This window comes from Micromonospora sp. NPDC048907, from assembly GCF_055586885.1.
In genome coordinates, this window is record NZ_JBVJHI010000006.1 from 414,655 (window position 1) to 435,747 (window position 21,093).

The 21,093-nt window shown below is 74.8% G+C and carries 18 protein-coding genes and 1 pseudogene; 10 read left to right on the plus strand and 9 right to left on the minus strand.

Features of this window, described 5'->3' with window-relative positions:
* Positions 1-20 precede the first annotated feature (20 nt).
* Positions 21-263, plus strand: coding sequence for a DUF5522 domain-containing protein (locus ACZ6PY_RS23380; RefSeq protein ID WP_466074997.1), 243 nt, complete (start codon positions 21-23; stop codon positions 261-263).
* 86 nt (positions 264-349) lie between these two features.
* Positions 350-898 carry a hypothetical protein gene (locus tag ACZ6PY_RS23385; protein WP_466074998.1) on the plus strand — a complete coding sequence of 183 codons (549 nt, stop codon included), beginning with the start codon at positions 350-352 and terminating at the stop codon, positions 896-898.
* 16 nt (positions 899-914) lie between these two features.
* Here ACZ6PY_RS23385 and ACZ6PY_RS23390 read toward each other — a convergent pair whose 3' ends face one another.
* Positions 915-1,601, minus strand: coding sequence for a metal-dependent transcriptional regulator (locus ACZ6PY_RS23390; protein ID WP_466074999.1), 687 nt, complete (start codon positions 1,599-1,601; stop codon positions 915-917).
* A gap of 98 nt (positions 1,602-1,699) precedes the next feature.
* Here ACZ6PY_RS23390 and ACZ6PY_RS23395 point away from each other — a divergent pair, with 98 nt between their 5' ends.
* The 3 genes from ACZ6PY_RS23395 (at position 1,700) to ACZ6PY_RS23405 (ending at position 6,347) form a co-directional block, all read left to right on the plus strand.
* Positions 1,700-2,542 (plus strand): sulfurtransferase, encoded by an 843-nt coding sequence (locus tag ACZ6PY_RS23395; RefSeq protein WP_466075000.1) that lies wholly within the window; start codon positions 1,700-1,702, stop codon positions 2,540-2,542.
* 64 nt (positions 2,543-2,606) lie between these two features.
* On the plus strand, positions 2,607-3,788 hold the full coding sequence (locus tag ACZ6PY_RS23400) for an acetoin utilization protein AcuC (RefSeq protein ID WP_466075001.1): 1,182 nt from the start codon (positions 2,607-2,609) through the stop codon (positions 3,786-3,788).
* Positions 3,789-3,791: 3 nt separating this feature from the next.
* Positions 3,792-6,347, plus strand: coding sequence for a bifunctional acetate--CoA ligase family protein/GNAT family N-acetyltransferase (locus ACZ6PY_RS23405; RefSeq protein WP_466075002.1), 2,556 nt, complete (start codon positions 3,792-3,794; stop codon positions 6,345-6,347).
* A gap of 3 nt (positions 6,348-6,350) precedes the next feature.
* Here ACZ6PY_RS23405 and ACZ6PY_RS23410 read toward each other — a convergent pair whose 3' ends face one another.
* Positions 6,351-6,758 carry a VOC family protein gene (locus ACZ6PY_RS23410; RefSeq protein WP_466075003.1) on the minus strand — a complete coding sequence of 136 codons (408 nt, stop codon included), beginning with the start codon at positions 6,756-6,758 and terminating at the stop codon, positions 6,351-6,353.
* An 82-nt stretch (positions 6,759-6,840) separates the two neighbouring features.
* The gene (gene sigB, locus ACZ6PY_RS23415) at positions 6,841-7,827 is read right to left on the minus strand and encodes an RNA polymerase sigma factor SigB (RefSeq protein ID WP_466075004.1); all 987 of its coding nucleotides are present in this window, start codon (positions 7,825-7,827) and stop codon (positions 6,841-6,843) included.
* 224 nt (positions 7,828-8,051) lie between these two features.
* On the opposite strand from sigB, the gene ACZ6PY_RS23420 reads away from it, so the two are divergent.
* Complete coding sequence (locus ACZ6PY_RS23420) at positions 8,052-8,840, plus strand: sporulation protein (protein WP_466075005.1); 789 nt, start codon at positions 8,052-8,054, stop codon at positions 8,838-8,840.
* Between the two features lie 62 nt (positions 8,841-8,902).
* Here ACZ6PY_RS23420 and ACZ6PY_RS23425 read toward each other — a convergent pair whose 3' ends face one another.
* From ACZ6PY_RS23425 to ACZ6PY_RS23440, 4 genes are all read right to left on the minus strand, one after another.
* Positions 8,903-9,889, minus strand: a complete 987-nt coding sequence (locus tag ACZ6PY_RS23425) for a transcriptional regulator TrmB (RefSeq protein ID WP_466075006.1) — start codon at positions 9,887-9,889, stop codon at positions 8,903-8,905.
* Between the two features lie 122 nt (positions 9,890-10,011).
* A complete protein-coding gene (locus ACZ6PY_RS23430) occupies positions 10,012-13,710 on the minus strand; it encodes a S8 family serine peptidase (protein WP_466075007.1) in 3,699 nt (1,232 codons plus the stop codon).
* A 96-nt stretch (positions 13,711-13,806) separates the two neighbouring features.
* Complete coding sequence (gene dtd, locus ACZ6PY_RS23435; RefSeq protein ID WP_466075008.1) at positions 13,807-14,229, minus strand: D-aminoacyl-tRNA deacylase; 423 nt, start codon at positions 14,227-14,229, stop codon at positions 13,807-13,809.
* Positions 14,229-15,713, minus strand: a complete 1,485-nt coding sequence (locus ACZ6PY_RS23440; protein ID WP_466075009.1) for a DUF7782 domain-containing protein — start codon at positions 15,711-15,713, stop codon at positions 14,229-14,231. The genes dtd and ACZ6PY_RS23440 overlap by 1 nt, the downstream gene beginning before the upstream one ends.
* Before the next feature lie 185 nt (positions 15,714-15,898).
* Between ACZ6PY_RS23440 and ACZ6PY_RS23445 the strand changes: the two are divergent.
* From ACZ6PY_RS23445 to ACZ6PY_RS23460, 4 genes and pseudogenes are all read left to right on the plus strand, one after another.
* Positions 15,899-17,113 (plus strand): annotated as a pseudogene (locus tag ACZ6PY_RS23445) (S8 family peptidase); the annotation flags it as partial.
* 114 nt (positions 17,114-17,227) lie between these two features.
* Positions 17,228-17,812 carry an HhH-GPD-type base excision DNA repair protein gene (locus ACZ6PY_RS23450; protein ID WP_466075010.1) on the plus strand — a complete coding sequence of 195 codons (585 nt, stop codon included), beginning with the start codon at positions 17,228-17,230 and terminating at the stop codon, positions 17,810-17,812.
* Positions 17,813-17,874: 62 nt separating this feature from the next.
* Positions 17,875-19,074, plus strand: a complete 1,200-nt coding sequence (locus tag ACZ6PY_RS23455; RefSeq protein WP_466075011.1) for a low temperature requirement protein A — start codon at positions 17,875-17,877, stop codon at positions 19,072-19,074.
* Between the two features lie 76 nt (positions 19,075-19,150).
* The gene (locus ACZ6PY_RS23460) at positions 19,151-20,383 is read left to right on the plus strand and encodes a low temperature requirement protein A (RefSeq protein WP_466075012.1); all 1,233 of its coding nucleotides are present in this window, start codon (positions 19,151-19,153) and stop codon (positions 20,381-20,383) included.
* A gap of 3 nt (positions 20,384-20,386) precedes the next feature.
* Here ACZ6PY_RS23460 and ACZ6PY_RS23465 read toward each other — a convergent pair whose 3' ends face one another.
* Positions 20,387-20,698 carry a BrnA antitoxin family protein gene (locus ACZ6PY_RS23465; RefSeq protein ID WP_262284514.1) on the minus strand — a complete coding sequence of 104 codons (312 nt, stop codon included), beginning with the start codon at positions 20,696-20,698 and terminating at the stop codon, positions 20,387-20,389.
* Positions 20,688-20,999, minus strand: a complete 312-nt coding sequence (locus tag ACZ6PY_RS23470; RefSeq protein ID WP_466075013.1) for a hypothetical protein — start codon at positions 20,997-20,999, stop codon at positions 20,688-20,690. Before ACZ6PY_RS23470 ends, ACZ6PY_RS23465 begins: the two co-directional genes overlap by 11 nt.
* Positions 21,000-21,093 lie beyond the last annotated feature (94 nt).

Sequence of the window (21,093 nt, forward strand, 5' to 3'; positions counted from 1 at the left end):
GGCCTCCGTAGACTCGCGCGGTGACCGGAGAGCGACGACCCCTGGCGGACCGGCCGTTGACCGAGCCGCACCCGTCGCGGCTGTCGCCCGACCACCCGGACCGGGCGCGGATCCTGGCCGCGCACGCCGCCGCCCTGGCCGCCGGTGAGGCCGGCTACCTGGACCCGGAGACCGGGCTCTTCGTGCTCAGCGCCGGCTTCCTGGCCCGCCGCGGCACGTGCTGCGGGCGAGGATGCCGCCACTGTCCGTATGTGGACGATTGAGGACTTCCGTCCCCGGCGGGCAGCCCGTACGGTGGCCGACGGACATCCGGCGGGCGGCCCCCGCCGACGACTGCGGAGGTCTCCACGTGCGCGCCCGGACCTGGCTGGCCGCTTCGGCCGTACTGCTGACCGCCGGCTGCGCCGCCGAGCACACACCGGTCGAGGTGCCGGCGGGAGAGCCGAGGGCGGTCGAGGTATCCGCCGCCTCGTCCGGCGGGGCGTGCCGGCTGCTCGACTTCGCGGTGATCGCCAAGCACACGGGCGGCAGGTTCGACGTGGCCGCCGCCATGGACAAGGGTGACACGCACACCTGCGTGGTCCGGGCCGAGCGGGCCGTGCTGCCGGAGCTGACCCTGACGGTGACCGACACGTCGATCGACACGTCGACCTTCACCCTCGACGTGCTGCCCCGGGGCGCCAAGAAGGTGACCAAGCTCGGCAAGATCGCCTACCGGCACACGCTGCCGAAGACCGCGAAGAGCGGCCCGGCGGCGGAGGTGGGCTGGCTGGCCGGCGAGGGGCGGCTGGCCACGCTGCGCTGGACCAGCCCGCGCGGCACCGCGACGGCCGAGGCCGACAAGGCGGCCGGCAAGCTGGTCAACCTCGCCAAGGTGATCGACACCCGGCAGCTGTGACCGCCGGGCCGTCGGGTCAGCGGGCCGCGACGAACACCCGGGAGGCGACCTCGCGGGGCAGCCGGACCCGGTCACCGGAGCGGTCGATGGAGACGCCGTCGCGCTCCTGGGCGACGGTCACCGTGGCGCCCGGGTCGACGCCCGCCGCGTGCAGCTGCCGGAGGACGTCGGCGTCGGTCTGCACGCTCTCGCAGATCCGCCGTACCACGACCGGCCCGGACAGGCCCGGAAAGGCCAGGTTGCGCTCGCCCTCGGCGGTCTCGGTCGCCAGCGGGCCCGGCTCACCCAGCTCCTCAAGGCCCGGGATCGGGTTGCCGTAGGGGGAGCGGGTCGGGCGGTTGAGCAGGTCGTAGACCCGCTTCTCCACCGCGTCGCTCATCACGTGCTCCCAGCGGCAGGCCTCGTCGTGGGCCTCCTCGTAGGGCATCCCGATCACGTTGACGAGCAGCAGCTCGGCCAGCCGGTGCTTGCGCATGACCGACACCGCCGTGCTGCGGCCCTGCGCGGTGAGCATCAGGTGGCGGTCACCCTCGACGGTGAGCAGGCCGTCGCGCTCCATGCGGGCGACGGTCTGGCTGACGGTGGGACCGCTCTGCCTCAACCGCTCGGCGATCCGCGCACGCAGCGGCGGCACCCCCTCCTCTTCCAGCTCGAGGATGGTGCGCAGGTACATCTCGGTCGTATCGACCAGGTCATGCTTCACGTCAGCGTCCCTCCGGCGTTCGATGCTACCCCGGACCCCCGACGATCCACGGACGCCGAACCGGGAGGTCGCTCCCCGGATGGTGTTGACTGGACCGCATGTCCGGAACCGAAGACCTGCTCGTCGAGCCCGACCGGCTCGCCGCCGAGCTCGACCGCGCCGATCCGCCCACCCTCCTGGACGTCCGCTGGCGGCTCGCCGGGCCGCCCGGCCGGGAGGACTACGCGGCCGGTCACCTGCCCGGCGCGGTCTTCGTGGACCTGGACACCGAGCTGTGCGGGCGGCCGGGCGCCGCCGGCCGGCACCCGCTGCCCGACCCCGCCGCGCTCCAGGCCGCGCTGCGGGCCGCCGGCGTCCGCGCCGGGCACCCCGTCGTGGTGTACGACGGCGGCGACGGCATGTCGGCCGCCCGCGCCTGGTGGACCCTGCGCTGGGCCGGCCACCGCGCGGTCCGGGTGCTGCACGGCGGCTTCCCGGCCTGGGTCGCGGCCGGCGGACCCGTCTCCACCGAGGCGCCGGCGCCCGCGCCCGGCGACGTCACGGTCCGCCCGGGCGCGCTGCCGGTGCTGGACGCGGGGGAGGCCGCCCGGCTGGCCGCGGCCGACGCCGGGGTGCTGCTCGACGTGCGGGCCGCCCCCCGCTACCGGGGCGAGACCGAGCCGATCGACCCGGTCGCCGGGCACGTCCCCGGCGCGGTCAACCTGCCCGCCCCCGGGTACGTCACCGAGGGGCGCTTCCCCGCCGCCGAGGCGCTGCGCGAGCGGTTCGCCGCCGCCGGGGTGGCCCAGGACGCGCCGGTCGGCGCGTACTGCGGGTCGGGGGTGACCGCCGCCCAGGCGGTCCTGGCGCTGCACCTGGCCGGCCGCCCGGACGCCGCCCTGTACGTCGGCTCGTGGAGCAACTGGGTGGCCGACCCGGACCGTCCGGTCGCCACCGGGTAGACACCCGGGCCGCCGCGGCGCGCGCGTGACGGGCCGGCCCCGGCCCGCGTGCGACGATGGCCCCATGGCCGACGACACGGTGGTGGTGTGGGACGAGGCCCTGCTCGGGTACGACATGGGCGACCATCCCCTCGACCCGGTGCGGGTCGAGTTGACCATGGCGCTCGCCCGCGAGCTGGGGGTGCTGGACCGGCCCGGTGTCCGGCTGGTGAAGCCGGAGCCGGCCGACGACGCCCTGCTCACCCGGGTGCACGATCCGCGCTACCTGGAGGCGGTCCGGGCCGCGCCCCGCGACCCGCTCTTCGCCGGGTTCGGCCTCGGCACCTCCGACAACCCGGTCTTCGACGGCATGCACGAGTCGAGCGCGCTGATCGCCGGGGCGAGCGTGGCCGCCGCCGAGGCGGTCTGGCGCGGCGACGCCCGGCGGGCGGTCAACGTGGCCGGCGGGCTGCACCACGCCATGCCGGCCCGGGCCTCCGGCTTCTGCGTCTACAACGACCCGGCGGTGGCCATCGCCCGCCTGCTCGACCTGGGCGCGGAGCGCATCGCGTACGTGGACGTGGACGTGCACCACGGCGACGGGGTGCAGGAGATCTTCTACCGGGACCCGCGGGTGCTCACGGTCAGCCTGCACGAGACCCCGCTCGCGCTCTTTCCCGGCACCGGGTTCCCCGACGAGACCGGCGGCCCGGGCGCCGAGGGGTCGGCGGTCAACGTGCCGCTGCCGCCGGGGATCGGCGACCCGGGCTGGCAGCGCGCGTTCCACGCGATCGTGCCGGCGGTGCTGCGGGCGTTCGGGCCGCAGGTGCTGGTCACCCAGTGCGGGGCGGACGGCCACCGGCTCGACCCCCTGGCCGACCTGCACCTGTCCGTCGACGGGCAGCGGGCCACCTACCGGGCGCTGCGGGCGCTCGCCGACGAGCTGTGCGACGGCCGCTGGGTGGCCCTCGGCGGCGGCGGGTACGCGCTTGTCGAGGTGGTGCCGCGGGCCTGGGCGCACCTGCTCGCGGTGGCCACCGGGGAGCCGCTCGACCCGGCCACCCTCACCCCGCCCGGCTGGCGGGAGCTGGCGGCGCGCCGGCGGCCCGGGCAGGAGGTGCCGCTGCGGATGACCGACGACGTCGACCCGTCGTACCAGCCGTGGCAGCCCAGCGGCGAGCCGACCGCCGTGGACCGCGCCATCGCGGCGACCCGCAAGGCGGTCTTCCCGCTGCACGGGCTCGACCCGCACGATCCCCGCGACTGACCGGTGACCACCGTCGAGCAACCGGTGGACGTGCTGCTCAGCGACGGCACGACCGTCCAGCTGCGGCAGATCCGCCCGGACGACGCCGCGGCCGTCGTGGCCATGCACTCGCGCTTCTCCGAGCGCACCCGCTACCTGCGCTACTTCTCGCCGTACCCGCGCATCCCAGAGCGGGACCTGCAACGGTTCGTCACCGTCGACCACCGCGACCGGGAGGCGTTCGTGGTGCTGGCCGGCGACCGGATCGTCGCCGTCGGCCGCTACGAGCGGCTCGGGCCCGGCTCGCCGGAGGCCGAGGTGGCCTTCGTGGTGGAGGACGCGTACCAGGGCCGGGGCATCGGCTCGGTGCTGCTGGAGCACCTGGCCGACGCGGCCCGGCGCTACGGCATCGTGCACTTCGTCGCCGAGGTGCTGCCGGCCAACGGGACGATGCTGCGGGTCTTCTCCGACTTCGGCTACCAGGTCCAGCGCCAGTACGCCGACGGCGTCGTGCACCTGAACTTCCCGATCGCGCCCACCGAGGCGACGCTGGAGGTGCAGCGCGGCCGGGAGCACCGCACCGAGGCCCGCTCGATCGCCCGGCTGCTCGCCCCGCGCGGCATCGCCGTCTACGGCGCCAGCACCACCGGCCAGGGCGTCGGCGCGGCCCTGCTCGGGCACCTGCGCGACGGCGGGTTCACCGGCGCGATCGTCCCCGTGCACCCGACCGCGGCGACGGTGGCCGGGCTGCCCGCGTACCCGTCGGCGGTCGACGCCGGCGAGGACGTGGACCTGGCCGTGGTGGCCGTCGCCCCCGAGGCGGTGACCGAGGTGGTCGCCGACGCCGCGCGGGCCGGCGCGCACGGCCTGGTGGTGATCTCCGCCGGGTTCGCCGAGTCCGGCCCGGCGGGGGCGGCGGCCCAGCGCGCCCTGGTCCGCGCCGCCCACCTGGCCGGCATGCGGGTGGTCGGCCCGAACTGCCTCGGCGTCGCCAACACCGACCCGGCGGTACGCCTCAACGCCACCCTGGCCCCCGTGCTGCCCGCCCCCGGCCGGGTCGGCGTCTTCAGCCAGTCCGGCGCGTTCGGCGTGGCGCTGCTCGCCGAGGCGTCCCGGCGGGGGCTCGGCCTGTCCAGCTTCGTCTCCGCCGGCAACCGGGCCGACGTCTCGGGCAACGACCTGCTCCAGTACTGGCAGGACGATCCGGGCACCGACGTCATCACGCTCTACCTGGAGACGTTCGGCAACCCGCGCAAGTTCGCCCGGCTGGCCCGGCGGATCGGCCGGAGCAAGCCGGTCGTGGCGCTCGCCTCGCTGGCCCGCCCGCCGGGGGTCGGCGACGCGCCGGCCCTGGACGCCGCCGCGGTGAGCGCGCTCTTCGCCCAGTCCGGGGTGGTCCGGGTGGACACCGTCGCCGAACTGCTCGACGTCGGCGTGCTCCTGGCCCACCAGCCGCTGCCGGCCGGCCGCCGGGTCGCCGTGGTCGGCAACTCCTCGGCGCTGACCGGGCTGGCCGCCACCGCCTGCGCGGCCCAGGGCCTCACCGTGGCCGACGGCTACCCGCACGACGTGGGCCCCCGGGCCGGCGCCGCCGAGTACGCCGCCGCGCTCGCCGCGTCCGCCGCCGACGAGCGGGTGGACGCCGTGGTGGCGGTGTTCGCCCCGCCGCTGCCCGGCCAGCTCACCGACCCGGAGGCCGACTTCACGGCCGCGCTGCCCGACGCGTCCACCACCGGCAAGCCCGTGGTGGCCACCTTCCTCGCCGGCCGGGTGCCCGCCGGGGTGCCCGCCTATCCGAGCGTGGAGGAGGCCGTCCGGGCCCTGGCCCGGGTCACCACGTACGCCGACTGGCTGCGCCGCCCGCCCGGCGTGCTGCCCGAGCTGGACCGGGTGGACCGGTCGGCCGGTCAGGCCGCGCTGCGCCCGGACGGCGCCGACCCCGCGGCGCTGCTGCGGGCGTACGGCATCGACGTGGTGGAGTCGGCGCCGGCGCACTCGGCCGGGGAGGCGGTGGTGGCGGCGGAACGGCTCGGCTGGCCCGTCGCGCTCAAGGCGGCCGCCCCCGGGCTGCGGCACCGCCTCGACCTGGGCGCGGTCCGGCTCGACCTGCCCGACGCCGCCGCGCTGCGCCGCGCGTACGACGAGATGGCGCCGGTCTTCGGCGCGGACGTGCTGGTCCAGCCGATGGTCCCGCCCGGGGTGGCCTGCGTGGTGGAGCTGGTGGAGGACCCGGCGTTCGGGCCGGTGGTCGGCTTCGGCCTGGGTGGCGTGGCCACCGAACTGCTCGGCGACCGGGCGTGGCGGGCGGTGCCGCTGACCGACCGGGACGCCGCCGAGCTGGTCGACGAGCCCCGGGCCGCGCCGCTGCTGCACGGTCACCGGGGCGCCGCGCCGGTGGACCGGGCCGCCCTGGTCGACCTGCTGCTGCGGGTGGGGCGGCTCGCCGACGAGCAGCCCCGGGTCCGGTCGCTCACCCTCAACCCGGTGCTGGCCCGGCCGGACGGCATCTCGGTGCTGCACGCCACCGTCCGCACCGGCGCCGAGGCACCCCGTCCGGACACCGGCCCGCGCCGGTTGTGAGGCTCAGGCCCGGCTGGAGATCTGCTGCACGGCCCAGGCGTTGCCGTCCGGGTCGGTGAAGAAGACGAAGCCGACGTTGTCCAGCGGGTGCGGCACCGGGCCCGGGTTCTGCCCGATCACCTGGATCTCGCTGACCGCCACGCCCCGCTCGACCAGCTCCGCGTGGGCCTTCTCCAGGTCGGGCACGACCAGCTGCAGCCCCTTGAGCGAGCCCGGCGGCATCTCGGGCACGACGCCCCGGCCGAGGACGATCGAGCAGCCGGAGCCCCGGGGCGTGAGCTGGACGATCCGCCCGAGGCCCCCCAGGTCGGTGTCGTGGTCGACGGCGAACCCGAGCCGCTCGGCGTAGAAGCTCTTGGCCCGGTCCAGATCGGAGACCGGCACGACCACTACTTCCAGTGTCCAGTTCATCGCCCCAGAGTGGTCGCTGCGGGCCGCCGCTTCAAGCGCGACAGGCCCCGGCGCACCGCCGGGGCCTGTCGCGTCGGTCAGTTCAGCAGGCGTACGCCTCCAGCCGGTTGGCCCGCTCCGGGGCGCGCAGCTTCAGCAGCGTCACCTTCTCGATCTGCCGGATCCGCTCCCGGGACAGCCCGAACTCGCGACCCACCTCGTCGAGCGTGCGCTGCCGGCCGTCGTCCAGGCCGAACCGGAGCCGGATCACCGCCTGCTCCCGCTGGGAGAGCGTGGCGAGCACGATGCGTACCTCGTTGCGCAGCTCGCCGTCGCCGGCGGCCTCGCCCGGCTCGGCGTTGGGGTCGACGGCGGCCACGAAGTCGCCCAGCGCGCTCTCGCCGTCCTCGCCGACCGTCTGGTCCAGGCTCACCGGCTCCCGGTCGTACGAGATCAGCTCGATCACCTGGTACTCCGGGATCTCCAGCGCGGTGGCCACCTCGGCGACGGTGGGCTCCCGGCCCAGCGTGACCGACAGCTCGCGGCGGACCCGGACCATCCGGTTGACCTGCTCGACCATGTGCACCGGGATGCGGATGGTGCGGGCCTGGTCGGCCATGGCGCGGGTGATGGCCTGGCGGATCCACCAGGTGGCGTAGGTGGAGAACTTGTAGCCCTTGGTGTAGTCGAACTTCTCGACCGCGCGGATCAGGCCGAGGTTGCCCTCCTGGATGAGGTCCAGGAACGCCATGCCGCGACCCGTGTAGCGCTTGGCGATGCTCACCACCAGCCGCAGGTTGGCCTCCAGCAGGTGGTCCTTGGCGGCGCGGCCCTCGGCCGCGACCAGCTCCAGGTCGGCGCGCAGCTCGCCGGAGACCGGGGTGCAGGTGGAGAGCTTCTCCTCGGCGAACAGGCCGGCCTCGATCCGCTTGCTCAGCTCGACCTCCTGCGCCGCGGTGAGCAGCTTGGTGCGGCCGATGCCGTTCAGGTACGCCCGGACCAGGTCCGTGGAGACGCCGCGCTCGTCGGTGGCGTCCAGATCGGTCATGGTGACGTCCATGTCCTGGTGCTCGATCATCTGCTGGGCCATCTCGATCTCTCCCCGTGTCCGTCGTGCCGTACCGGTTCGTGCCGTCCGCCGGCGCGGTGGTGCCGGTGAGGAACAGCTTGGCGGGCGGGGCGTGAAACGGGAGTGAGGCGATCGGGGACCCGACAGCAATCCGGGCGGAACGGCGGCTGTGCCTTGCCGGGCCCGGTTACCGTGCAGCGGCCGGCCAGCGAGGCCCGGCGACGCACAGGCGATCGGAGGACGTGGTGGTCTTCAAGCGGCTCATGCAGGCGATGGGTGTGGGTGGACCGTCGGTGGAGACGGTGCTGGCCAACCCGAACTGCCGCCCCGGCGGGCAGGTGGAGGGCCGCGTCCAGGTGGTCGGCGGGGACCACCCGGTGGAGGTGAGCTACGTCGCGCTCGGCCTGGTCACCCGGGTCGAGGTGGAGAGCGGCGACTCGGAGTACGACACCACGCAGGAGTTCGGCCGCGCGCAGGTGACCGGCGCGTTCCGGCTGGACCCGGGGCAGCGGTACGAGGTGCCGTTCCGTTTCCAGGTGCCCTGGGAGACCCCGCTCACCGACCTGTACGGCCAGCACCTGCACGGGATGACCATGGGGCTGCGGACCGAGCTGGAGGTGGCCCGGGCGGTCGACAAGGGCGACCTGGACGCCGTGGCCGTGCACCCGCTGCCCGCCCAGGAGCGGCTGCTGGAGGCGTTGCTGCGGCTGGGCTTCCGGTTCGCCCGGGCCGACGTCGAGCGCGGCCACCTCTACGGCGTACGGCAGAGCCTGCCGTTCTACCAGGAGATCGAGTTCCACCCGGCGCCGCAGTACGCGCGGGCCATGAACCAGCTCGAACTGACCTTCGTCACCGACCCGCAGCAGGTGCAGGTGGTGCTGGAGCTGGACAAGCGCGGCGGAATGTTCACCGAGGGCCGCGACGCGTTCGGCCGCTTCACGGTCGACCACGCGACGGCGGACCGCACCGACTGGGCCGCCCAGCTGGACGGCTGGCTGCGCCAGTCCCTGTCCCGCCGCGGCCTCTTCTTCTGACCGGCCCGGCTGCTCTTTTGACCGGCCCGGCTGCGCCGACGGTCAGGCCCGGCCGCCGACGGTCAGGCCCAGCCGTGGCGGGCGGCGTGCCAGCCCAGCTGCATGCGGGTCTGCACGCCGGCCAGGTCCATGAGGTGGCGCAGGCGCCGCTGCACGGTGCGCAGGGAGAGGTCGAGCTGGGCCGCGACCACCTGGTCGGTGAGGCCGGCCAGCAGCAGGGCGATGATCTTGCGGTCCAGCTCGGTGAAGCCGTCCCGGGCCTCGGTGACCACGAGGTCGTCCGCCGCGCCGGTGAGCGCCGCCGCGTGGAGCGGGTGGGCGTGCCGCCACACGTTCTCGAACAGCGCGTCCATCGCGGCCAGCAGCCCGGTGCGGTGCAGCAGCACCGCGCCGGGCTCGCCGCCGGGCGTGGCGGTCAGCGGCACCAGGGCCAGCTCGGCGTCGGCGAGGATCATCTTGATCGGCAGCGCGTCGACCACCCGCACCTGGACGCCGTCGCGAAGGGACTCCAGGGTTTCGGCGATCACGCCGGGCTCGGCGAGGGTCGGCCGGTCGATCACGACCCGGAACCGCACCCCGTGGGCGACCGCCACCGACTCCACCGCGTTCTCGCCGGGTGGCACGGCGATGAAGGGGATCGTGACGAAGCTGCGGACCTCGGTGCGTGCCGCGTGCTGCACCTGCGCGAACCGGTGCCGGACGGCGTCGACGCCGCTGACCACCTCGATGAGTTCGTCGATGGCCCGGCCGGCGACGGCCCCGCGGTACTCCTCGGCGAGCGTGACAAGCGCCAGTTCGGCGCTGCGCAGGGCGTTGCGCTGCTCGCTGAGCAACGCGCCGAGCGCCACCGCGGGCGGCGCCACCGAGAACGCGCCGTCCGGCCCGTCCTTCACCAGGCCGCAGGCGGTCAGGTGGGACAGCGCCGCCTCGACCGCGGCAAACGGCATCCGCAGGGCGTCGGCCAGTTCGGCCGGGCCGGCCTGTGCCTGCCGGACCAGCAGACCGTAGACGGCCTCGTCGTCGGGGCCCAGACCCAACACGCCCAGCATCGGTGGCTGCCTCCCTCCGCCGACGGCACGGAGAGTATGGGGCACGGCGATCGATCCTGACCAGGGGTCGGAGTGGGGCGGGGCCCCGGGACGGTGCCGGTCCCGGGACCCCGCCGGCCACCTCACCGCAGGCCGTACGCGCGGGTCAGCTCCTGCCGGATGCCGAAGCCGGCGTCGGTGCGCGCCTGGGCCCGCACCGAGACGAAGCCGCCCGGCCGCTTCGGCGGCGTGAGCGAGCCGGTCCAGCGGTCACCGTCGCCCCGGCGCAGGGTCACCGACTGCCAGGTGGCGCCGTCGTCGTACGAGACCTCCAGGCTCACCGAGGTGACCTTCCCGGTGCCGGTGCCGCCCGGCTGCGGTCCCGCCTTGACGCTTATCGGCAGGCGGCTGCCGGCCTTCACGTCGCCCCGCAGGTCGGTCTCCAGCGCGTAGTCGAGCTGGAGCAGCGCGAACGGCACGAACTGGTCGGCGTCGTTGGAGCTGGAGACGAAGTCCCACTCGGTGTGCGTACGCGTCGACAGCCGCCAGTCCTCCGCCGGCCGCGAGGCGTCGAGCACCAGCCGGTACGGCAGGGTGCCGGCCGGCACCTCCTTCCACTGCAGGTCGGAGTTGTACGGGTTCTCGTGCAGCAGCGTGTCGCCCTGGTAGAGCTTGAGGGTCGTCGGCACCGAACCCCACTCCAGGTTGCCGCCGTGCTCCAGAACGTCGTCCGACGGGCTCCAGGTCTGCACGTTGAGCGTCATGTAGTCCTGGTACCTGCTGTTCCGGACCGCGAACGCCCGGTTGAAGGCCGGCCGGACGGCGGGCGCGAACCAGTCCAACCGGGTCGTCGTGCCCCGACGGTAGGTGTTGAAGTACGCCGTGTCGGTCCAACCTGCCTGCTGGTGCGACTCGTGCCAGACCACGTCCGGGGTCACCCACTCGGTGCGGGTGCCCGGGTGCCACTCGGACTCCTGGAAGCCGACCGCGGGGTTGAACGTCATGTCGTACCGGTAGCCGGAGCCCGGGGTGTCCTTGACCGCGTGGTAGCGCGCGTCGATCCGGGCCAGGTCGCTCCGCTGCGGGTGGTAGGTGAGCGGCCGGTCCGGCACCCGGCCGGGCCAGACCCGGGTCAGGTCGTAGACGTAGTCCGCGTACGGCGTGCGGGCGACCTTCAGCTTCGGCGTGCCCGCCTTCGCCAGCCGGATCAGCGTCGCGCCGGCGTCGCGGTGCACGCTGGCGACCGGGATGGGGGACTCGCCCACGTACTCGTTGAGGGTGCCGCGGCCGTCGTGAACGACCAGCAGCAACGTCGCCCCGGCGGCCGCCGCGGCGGCCGCCCGGTCGGCGGGGGTGATCGCGTCGCTGCGGGTCACCACCGCGATCCCGCCCTTGACGGCCAGGCCCGCGTACTCGGCCGGGGTGCCGGTGCCGGCGTAGACCGGCCGCAGCGTCTCGGCGCCCGCCGTGAGGGTGGCGCCCGGCTGCACCGTGGCGTCGACGGGCGACCGGCCGGGGACGGCCAGGGTCAGCATGGGCTCGCCCTTGCGCCACCGGGCCGCCATCGTGAACGACGACTGGCCGACCCGGTCGGTCGGCATGACATAGAGGTCGTCGTACTTCACCGGGATCTGGTACGCCTCGCGGAAGCTGTCGCCGTTGGCGTACCCGACCTCGAAGTCCAGGCGGCGCTGCCGGTCCTCGGTGCGCTGCGGCGCCGTGGTCTCCAGCAGTCGGGCCCGGCTCGCGTCGAGCACCACCTCGGCCGCGCCGTCGAGCACGGTCTCCGGGTCGACCAGCAGGGCGAGGCCCAGGCCGTCCGCCCGTTCACCCGGCACGTCCAGCGCCGCCTCGACGGTGTACGTCCCGCGGGGCAGGCGCAGCGTCCGCTCGCCGTCCACGGCGTACTGCCACGGGTAGAACTCGCCCGCCATCTTGACGACGACCGTCGAGCTCGCCGGCTTGCCGTCCCGGCCGCGCAGCCTGATCGTCAGGTCGTACCGCTCGTCCTCCTTGAGCAGACCGAGGGCGGTGCGGGTGACCGCCGTGCCGGTGGCCGCGTCGGTGCCGACCAGGTAGCCGGTGAGCTGGCCGGTGGCGGCGCCGCGCGGGTCGCCCGTCACCGGGACGTCCACGCTGCCGCCCGCGGGCACGGTCACCGAGGCGGCGCCCGGCGTGAACGGCCCGGTACCGGTGACGGCCAGGTTCAGGGTGACGGCCGTGCCGCCGGAGTTGGTGAACCTCACCGGCCGGGTGACCGGGGCGTCGCTGGGCTCGTGCGGCCAGTCGAAGGTGCCGAAGAAGGCCGAGCCGGTGGCCCGCACGCCGGTGCGCACGGCGGCCGCCACGTCCAGCCGGCCGGTGCCGACCTCGTACGGGGTGTAGCTGTCGGCCAGGCCCTTGGCGCTGCTCATGAGCGCGTCCTTCATCTGCTGGCCGGACCAGTCCGGGTGGCGCTGGGCGAGGATCGCCGCGGCTCCCGAGACGTGCGGGGTGGCCATCGAGGTGCCGTCCATGCTCTGGTACATGCCCGAGCCGCCGGTCTGCTGCGAGCGGGCCGCGGTGATGGCGACGCCGGGGGCGGCGAGGTCCGGCTTCAGGGCTCCGGTTCCGGCCAGCGGGCCGGTGCTGGAGAACCAGGCCAGCTGGTCCTGCTTGTCCACCGCGCCGACGGTCAGGGCGCTGCCGGCGGTGCCGGGTGACCCGATCGTCTGCGGTCCGGCGTTGCCGGCCGCGATGACGAACAGCGTCCGGTACCGGGCGGAGAGGGTGTCCACGGCGAGCGCCATCGGGTCGGTGCCGTCGGTCAGGGACGAGTCGCCGAGGCTCATGCTGACCACGTCCGCGCCCGACTCGGCCGCCCACTGCATGCCGGCGAGGATCCAGGAGTCCTGGCCGTATCCCTCGTTGCTGAGCACCTTCCCGACGATCAGGTCGGCGCCCGGCGCGACGCCCTTGTAGGCACCGCCGGAGGCGGCCCCCGTGCCCGCGATCGTGGAGGCGACGTGGGTGCCGTGCCCGTTGACGTCGGAGGTGTCCTCGCCGGGCACGAAGCTGACCTTCTCGTCGATCTGGTCGACCAGGTCGGGATGGGTCGCGTCGACGCCGGTGTCCAGGACCGCGACGGTGACTCCGCTGCCGTCGTAGCCGGCGGCCCACGCCTCGGGCGCCCCGATCTGCGGCACGCTCTCCTTCAGGTCGGCCGTCACCCGCCCGTCCAGCCAGAGCTTGCCCAGCCCGGCGCCGAGCGTGGCGGCGGAGCGGGCCGCCGCGGGGGGCGCCACGGTGGACCAGAAGGCGCGTGCCTGCCTCTTGTCGGCGGCCAGCGCCGCGCCGGTGACGCTGGGCAGGTCGCGGACGACCCGGCTGCCCCGGGGCGCGGCCGGGCGGGCGGCGCGGGCCTGCGCCGCCGGGTAGGTGGCGATCAGTGGCAGCGCGGCGGTGCGGGCGTCGTCGTACCCCATCTCGATGAGGTCGGTGACGTTGAACAGCCGCCGGTCCAGCCGGTTGGCGCCCAGCAGCGGCAGCGCCTCGTCGGGCAGCACGTACAGGTCGCCGCCGCTCTCCTGCAGGTGGACGCCGCCGGTGGCGTGCTCGGGCCGGTCGACGTCGGCCGTCGACCGGCCGTCGGCGGCGGTGGTCACCGTGACGACGTCGCCGGTGATCAGGGTGACGGTGTGGCGGTCACGGGTCGGAGCCGGCGGTGTGGTGGGCGGGGCGGCCGCGGCGGCGGGGGTCTGGACCGCGGCCAGCCCGGCCGCGACCAGCCCGGCGGCCGCCGCGGCGGCGATCAGCCGGCGTCTGGTGCGGCTGCGGAGGACGGGATGTGAGGGCGATGACATGCGACGGTTCTACCGCCGTGGCCTGGCCGCGTGAACGGCCTGCGCTGGCGGAGTACCGCCCTGACGTGACTCCGCCAGCGTGCCGTCGCCGGGCGGTCAGAGCTCCAGCAGCACGGTACGCGGCCCGACGTTGACGCTCTCGACGAGCATGTGGGTGCGGAAGCGGCCGGTGTCCACCGTGGCGCCCCGGGTGCGGAGGGCCGCCACCACCGCGTCGACCAGGGGCTCGGCCAGCTCGGCCGGGGCGGCGGCCGTCCAGCTCGGGCGCCGGCCCTTGCGGGCGTCGCCGTAGAGGGTGAACTGGCTGACCACCAGGATCGGCGCGCCGGTGTCGGCGGCGCTGCGCTCGTCGTCCAGGATGCGCAGCTCGTGGACCTTGCGGGCCATGGTGGCCGCCACCTGCGGGGTGTCGGTGTGGGTGACGCCGAGCAGCACCAGCAGCCCGTCGGTGATCGCGCCGACCACCTCGCCGTCGACCGTCACGGCGGCCCGGCCCACCGTCTGCACCACCGCCCGCATCAGTCCGCCACCGGCTCGATCAGGCCGCGCTCGACCAGGTGCGCCACGATCGGCCCGGCCGCCTCGGCCAGCTCGTCCGGCGCGACGTCGTGCGCGGCGGCGAGCAGGGCGAGCTGGTCGCGCAGCGGCAGCCGGCCGTCCGCGCCGCCGACCAGGGCGAGCACCAGCGGGTCGATCTCCTCGGACCAGCGCAGCCCGTGCGGCATGGCGAGGACCTGCCGGTCCACGGCCCAGCCCTCCGCACCCATGGTGGCCTCCTGGCGCAGCTGGAGCCCGTCGGCGGCCCGGTAGCGGGCGGCGAGCAGACCGTCGGTGCCCCGGGCGCGCAGCCAGTCCTGCCGGTCGAACCACTCGCCCACCCGGTCGCCCAGCGGCGGCTCCACCCGCTGGCGCAGGTCCTCCACCCGGACGACCGGCCGGTCGTGGCCGGTCCGGCGCAGCGAGACGATGCCGAACCCGATGGCCTCCACCTTGTGCGCGTCGAACCAGTCCAGCCAGGCCGCCATCCGCTGCGGGTCGGCGGTCTCGCCGACGTCGGTGAGCCACAGGTTGACGTACGCCATCGGGTCGGCCACCTCGCGCTGGATGACCCAGGCGTCCAGCCCGGTGCCGGCGAACCAGCCGGTCACCCGCTCGGCCCAGTCCTCGCCGGTGACGTGCACCCAGTTGGCCAGGTACTGCATCGTGCCGCCCTCGGTGAGCAGGTGCGGGGCGGCGGCGGCCAGCTCGGCCCCGATCGCGTCACCGACCCGGCCGGAGTCGCGGTAGACGTGCGTGGTGGTGCCGGGCCCGACCACGAACGGCGGGTTGCTGACCACCAGGTCGAAGCGGCGGCCGGCCACCGGGGCGACGAGGTCGCCGCGGAGCAGCTCCCAGTCCTGCCCGTTGAGGGCGGCGGTGGTGGCGGCGAAGCGCAACGCCCGTTCGGAGACGTCGGTGACGGTGATCCGGCGGGCGTGGGTGGACAGGTGCAGGGCCTGGACGCCCGAGCCGGTGCCCAGGTCCAGCGCGGTCTCCACCGGCCGGCGCACGGTCGCGCCGATCAGCGTCTGGGTGGCCCCGCCGATGCCCAGCACGTGCTGGGCGTGCAGCGGGCGGCCGGGGCGGGCGCTGGCCGGCACGTCGGCGAGCACGAACCAGTCGTCCCCGTACGGCTCTAGGTCGACCCCGGCGCGCAACCCGTCGCCGTGCCGCTCGACCAGGCCCCCGGCCAGCGCCTCCTCGACGGTCAGCGGGGCGAGCGCGGCGGCCACGGCCGGCTCCGGCTCGGTCTGGTCGCAGATGAAGACCCGGATCAGCGTGGCGAGCGGGTCGCGGTCCTCGGTGGCGCGGAGCGCGGCGCGGAAGTCGTTGCGGGCCACCGCGCCGGTGGCCTGCGGGCCGAGCCGGTCGGCGATGCCGTTGGCGGTGAAGGCCGCCCGGGTCAGCGCGGTGCGCAGCGCGTCGACGCCGGCGGGGGAGAGCAGCATGTCGTGACGGTCCACGTCGTCATCCTGCCCTCCGCGGCCGCTCTCCCGGCCGGCACCCGGCGGATCCATACCACCAGCTCAGGGTATCGGCCGTTATCTCTTTTATGTTCATCGATGTATGGCTACCATCTGCCCCAACATCCGCCGATGGGCGTCCCCGGTGTCCGAGAGCCCGGGCGCGCCCGGTAGGGAGCCAGACGATGTCCGACGTGTCCGTTCCCCGGCGACGCGCGTTGCGCGCGCTCGCCGTCACGGCCGCCGCCGCGGCCCTCACCGCCGCCGCCTCCACCCCCGCCCTCGCCGCACCGACCGGCGACGTCCGCTACGCCTCCGCCCCCGACGCCATCAGCGGCAGCTACCTCGTGGTGCTGAAGGGCGACGCCGTCGGCCCCGCGAACAGCCTCACCGCCCGCACCGCCGTGCCGGACCGGGCCGCCGGCCTGGCCAAGCGCTACGGCGGCAGCGTCGGCACGGTGTGGAGCGCCGCCCTCACCGGCTACAGCGCGACGATGAGCCCCGCGCAGGCCCGACGGCTGGCCGCCGACCCGGCCGTCGCGTACGTCGAGCAGGACCGGGTGGTCACCACCCAGGCCACCCAGACCAACCCGCCGTCCTGGGGCCTGGACCGGATCGACCAGCGCAACCTGCCGTTGAACTCCAGCTACACCTACCCGAACACGGCCTCGAACGTCCGGGCGTACATCATCGACACCGGCATCCGGACCACCCACACCGACTTCGGTGGCCGGGCCACCTGGGGCACCAACACCGTCGACAGCAACAACACCGACTGCAACGGCCACGGCACCCACGTGGCCGGCACCGTCGGCGGCACCCGGTACGGCGTGGCCAAGGGCGTCCGGCTCATCGCGGTGAAGGTGCTCAACTGCTCCGGCAGCGGCAGCACCACCGGCGTGGTGAGCGGCATCAACTGGGTCACCTCGAACGCCGTGAAGCCGGCCGTGGCCAACATGAGCCTCGGCGGCGGCGCCAGCAGCTCGATCGACAACGCGGTGACCAGCTCGGTCAACTCCGGCGTCACCTACGCCGTCGCGGCCGGCAACTCCAGCGCCAACGCCTGCAACTCCTCGCCCGCGCGGGCCGCGGCCGCGATCACCGTCGGCTCCACCACCAGCAGCGACGCGCGCTCGTCCTTCTCCAACTACGGCTCCTGCGTGGACATCTTCGCCCCCGGGTCGAGCATCGTCTCCGCCTACCGGACCAGCGACACCGCCAGCAGCACGCTGAGCGGCACCTCGATGGCGTCGCCGCACGTGGCCGGCGCGGCGGCGCTGGTGCTCGGCGCCAACCCGTCGTACACCCCGGCGCAGGTGACCAGCTACCTGACCACCAACGCCACCACCGGCAAGGTGACCAACCCCGGCTCCGGCTCGCCGAACCGGCTGCTCTTCGTCGTCAACTGACGCGTCGCGCGGCCACACGGCCCGGTGGACCCCACCCCTGTCCATCGGGCCGTGCCGCGCGTGCCGCGGGGAGTCGGCGCGGCGGGCGGCGGCCGGCGGGGCAGGATGGGGGGCATGACGCTCTCGCTGCCCATCGACCCGCAGGCCAACGAGCTGCTGGCGCGCAGCCCGCTGGCCCTGCTCCTCGGCATGGTGCTGGACCAGCAGGTGCCGATGGAGAAGGCGTTCTCCTCCCCGTACGTGCTGGCGCAGCGGCTCGGCCACGAGCCGGACGCCCGGGAGCTGGCCGGATACTCCCCGGAAGCCCTGGTCGAGCTGTTCGCCACGCCGCCGGCCCTGCACCGGTTCCCCAAGGCCATGGCGGCCCGGGTGCAGGAGGTCTGCCGGGCCCTGGTCGAGCGCTACGACGGGGACCCGGCCCGGCTCTGGTCGGAGGCGGCCGACGGCAGGGACCTGCTGCGCCGGGTCGGCGAGCTGCCCGGCTTCGGCAAGCAGAAGGCGCAGATCTTCGTGGCCCTGCTCGGCAAGCGGTTCGGGATCACCCCGAACGGCTGGCGCGAGGCGGCCGGCGGCTACGGCGACGCGGACGCGTACCGGTCGGTGGCCGACGTGACCGACCCCGAGTCGCTGCGCCGGGTCCGGGAGTTCAAGCAGCGGATGAAGGCGGAGGCGAAGGCCGCCAAGGCCTGACGCAACCCGCGCCCGCGCTGGCTCGTTGTCATGATCGTCAAGGCGGTGACGACGGGCGGGTGATGGCGGACGAGCGGGGAGCGGAACTCCTGCGCGGGGGCGGGGGCAGTCACCGCGCGACCTTCCTGGAGCTCTTCCTCGACGTCGTCTTCGTCTTCGCCTTCACCCGGGTCTCGCAGCGCCTCATCGACGACGTGACGACGGGCGGGGGTCGCCTCCCGCTGGAGCTGACGCAGACCCTGGTGCTGCTGCTCGCGCTCTGGATGGTCTGGTCGCTGACCGCCTGGGCCACCAGCCACTACGACCCGGAGCGGCCGCCCATCCAGGCGGTGATGGTCGGGTCCATGTTCGGCAGCCTGGTGATGGCCGTGTCGGTGCCGGCCGCGTACGGCCCGCACGGGCTCAGCTTCGCCGCCGGGTACGTCGCCATCCAACTCGGCCGCTCGGTCTACCTCACCGTGGCGCTGCGCCGGCACGTCCAGCGTCACCTGTCCGGCCGGATCCTGGTCTGGTCGGGCGTCTCGGCCGTGTTCTGGCTGGGCGGTGGCCTGGTCGGGGACGACGCGCGGCTGCTCTGCTGGGCGGTGGCCCTGGTGATCGACTACGGGGGCGTGGTCATCGGATGGCCGCTGCCCCGGATGGGCCGGGCGGCGGCCACGGCGTGGACGGTGACCGGCGAGCACCTGGCCGAGCGGTACCAGCAGTTCACCATCATCGCGCTCGGCGAAATGATCTTCGTGGCGGGCGTCGGGTTCAGCGGCAGCGACTTCACGCTGCTGCGCTGGATCGCCCTCGTGGACGCCTTCGCCACCACCGTGCTGCTCTGGCGGATCTACTTCCACCGGGCGGGCTCGGTGCTGGCCGAGGCGGTGGCCCAGGCCCGGCAGCCGGCCCGGCTCGGCCAGTCGGCCACCTGGACGCACCTCACGATGATCGCCGGCATCGTCACCACGGCGGTCGGTTACGAGGTGGCCATCTCCGAGCCCGGGGGGCACGCCGACGTGGTCCGGGTGGCGGCCATCGTCGGGGGTCCGGCGCTCTTCGTGGTCGGCCGCTCCCGCTTCGAGTACGAGGTGTTCGGCCGGGTCTCCCGCTCCCGCCTGATCGGCCTGCTGCTCCTGGTCCTCGGCGTGCCGCTGCTGAGCCGGCTGCCGCTGATCGGCATGGCCGTCGCCGTCACGGCGGTGCTGACCGGGATGGCCGTGGCCGACGCGCTGCGGGCCCGGGGCCGCCCGCCGGAACGCCCCGCCTCGCCGATGTGAGCCGCCGGCCCCCCGACACGCAACCGGTACGGCGGCCCGGTCGTTGGGAGCCAGGGCGGCGGACGGGGGTGGCGCGGTGGCGGAACGCGGTGCCGCGCTGCTGCGCCCGCCGGGAAGCGCCGCGCGTGCCACCTTCCTGGAACTCTTCTTCGACCTGGTCTTCGTCTTCGCGCTGACCCGGGTCTCCCAGCGGCTGATCAACAGCCTGCCCGCCACCGGGTGGACGCTGGCCGCCGCGGTCGGCCGTACCGTGCTGCTCTTCCTGGTGTTGTGGCTGATCTGGACGATCACCGTCTGGGTGACCAGCCGCTACGAGCCGGAGCGGACGGTCATCCAGGCCGTCGTGGTCGGCACGATGTTCGCCAGCCTGGTCATGGGTGTGGCGCTGCCGCGGGCCCTGGAGGAGCGGGCGCTGCCGTTCGCCCTCGCGTACCTGGCGGTGATGCTCGGCCGGCCGCTGGTCGTCGCCGCCGCGCTGCACGGCCATCCACGGCGGCTGGTCCCGCTCCGGCTGGCCGCCTGGGCGGGGTTGACCGCGCCGCTGTGGCTCGCCGGGGCGCTCGCCCCCGAGGACGTGCGCCTGCCGCTCTGGGCCCTCGCGCTGACCGTGGACTACGCGGCCCTCTTCACCGGCTGGCCGCTGCCCCGGATCGGGTCCGCGCCGACCGGCGGGTGGCGGATCGCCGGCGAGCACCTGGCCGAGCGCTACCAGCAGATCTTCCTCATCGCGCTGGGCGAGTCGATCCTGGTCATCGGGGTGACCTACAGCGGCGAGAAGTTCTCCGGCGAGGGCGCGGGAGCCTTCGTGGTCGCCTTCGTGACCACCGCGCTGCTCTGGCGGATCTACTTCCACCGGGCCGGGCACCTGCTGGCCGAGGCGCTGCGGCTGGCGCCCGTGCCGGGCCGGCTGGGCACGTCGGCCACGATCACCCACCTCATCATCGTGCTGGGCGTGCTCACCGCGGCGGTCGGCTACGAGGTGGTCATCGCCGAGCCGTTCCACCGGTCCGACGAGGCGCTGCTGCTGTTCGTGGTGGGCGGGCCGCTGCTCTTCCTGGCCGCGCGGGCCCGCTTCGAGTACGAGATCTTCGGCCGGGTCTCGCTGACCCGGATCCTCGGCGCGGGCGTGCTGCTCCTGCTCGTGCCGCTGCTGGCGCGCGGTCCCGCCGTGCTGGCCCTGGCCCTGGTGGCCGCCGTCCTGGCCGTGGTGGCGCTGCTGGACGCGCGGCGCAGCCGGGGGCGCCCCCCGGAGATGTCGGCCTCCCCGTTCGGCCGGACGGGACCGGAGAGCAGCGGCCCGGGGGCCTGACCCTCAGGCGGCGGTGGGGCGGGACAGCGCGGCCAGGGCCCGGCGCACGTCGGCCAGGGAGACCGTGGCGGACTCGTCGAGGTCGGCCAGGCCGGCCTCGATCCACTGCCGCATGAGCGTGGTCACCCCGATGCCGCGCGCCTCGGCGGCCGCCCGGACCCGGTCGTACGTCTCCAGCGGCAGGCGCACCGAGCGGCTGACCATCGGCACGTCGGTGTCGGGGGTGGGCAGCTCCGCGGGCTGGGTCTCGTCGATCAGGTCGGCGAGCGCGTCGCCGGCGTCGTGGAACCGCTTGGTCGCCTCGTTACGGTGCATCGTGACCGCCTCCTCGTCGGCGTGACCTCCGCACCGCGTCGTCGTAGCGCTTGGCCTCGACGTCGCTCAGCTCGCGGGCGGAGAGGATGTCCCAGTCGTTGTCGCTGCCGTCGGCCTCGGCCAGCAGCACCGCGAGGCGTCGGCCCCGGTGGTCGCTCGCGTAGACCACCATGACGTCGTCCCCGAGGTGCCGGATGACCCGCCGGCTGCTGTGCAGGGCCTCCCAGACTTCCCCGGGCGTGACGTCGTAGACCCGCAGGTTGGCCAACGCCTCGTCGGTGAAGCTGAACCGGTTGCCCACCGACGGAGCGTACCACGAACGTAACACGCGCCGCCCTTGTCACGATTTTCGCCGATCACCCGTCGAGGGTGACAGGATGGGTCGTAATCCCTCG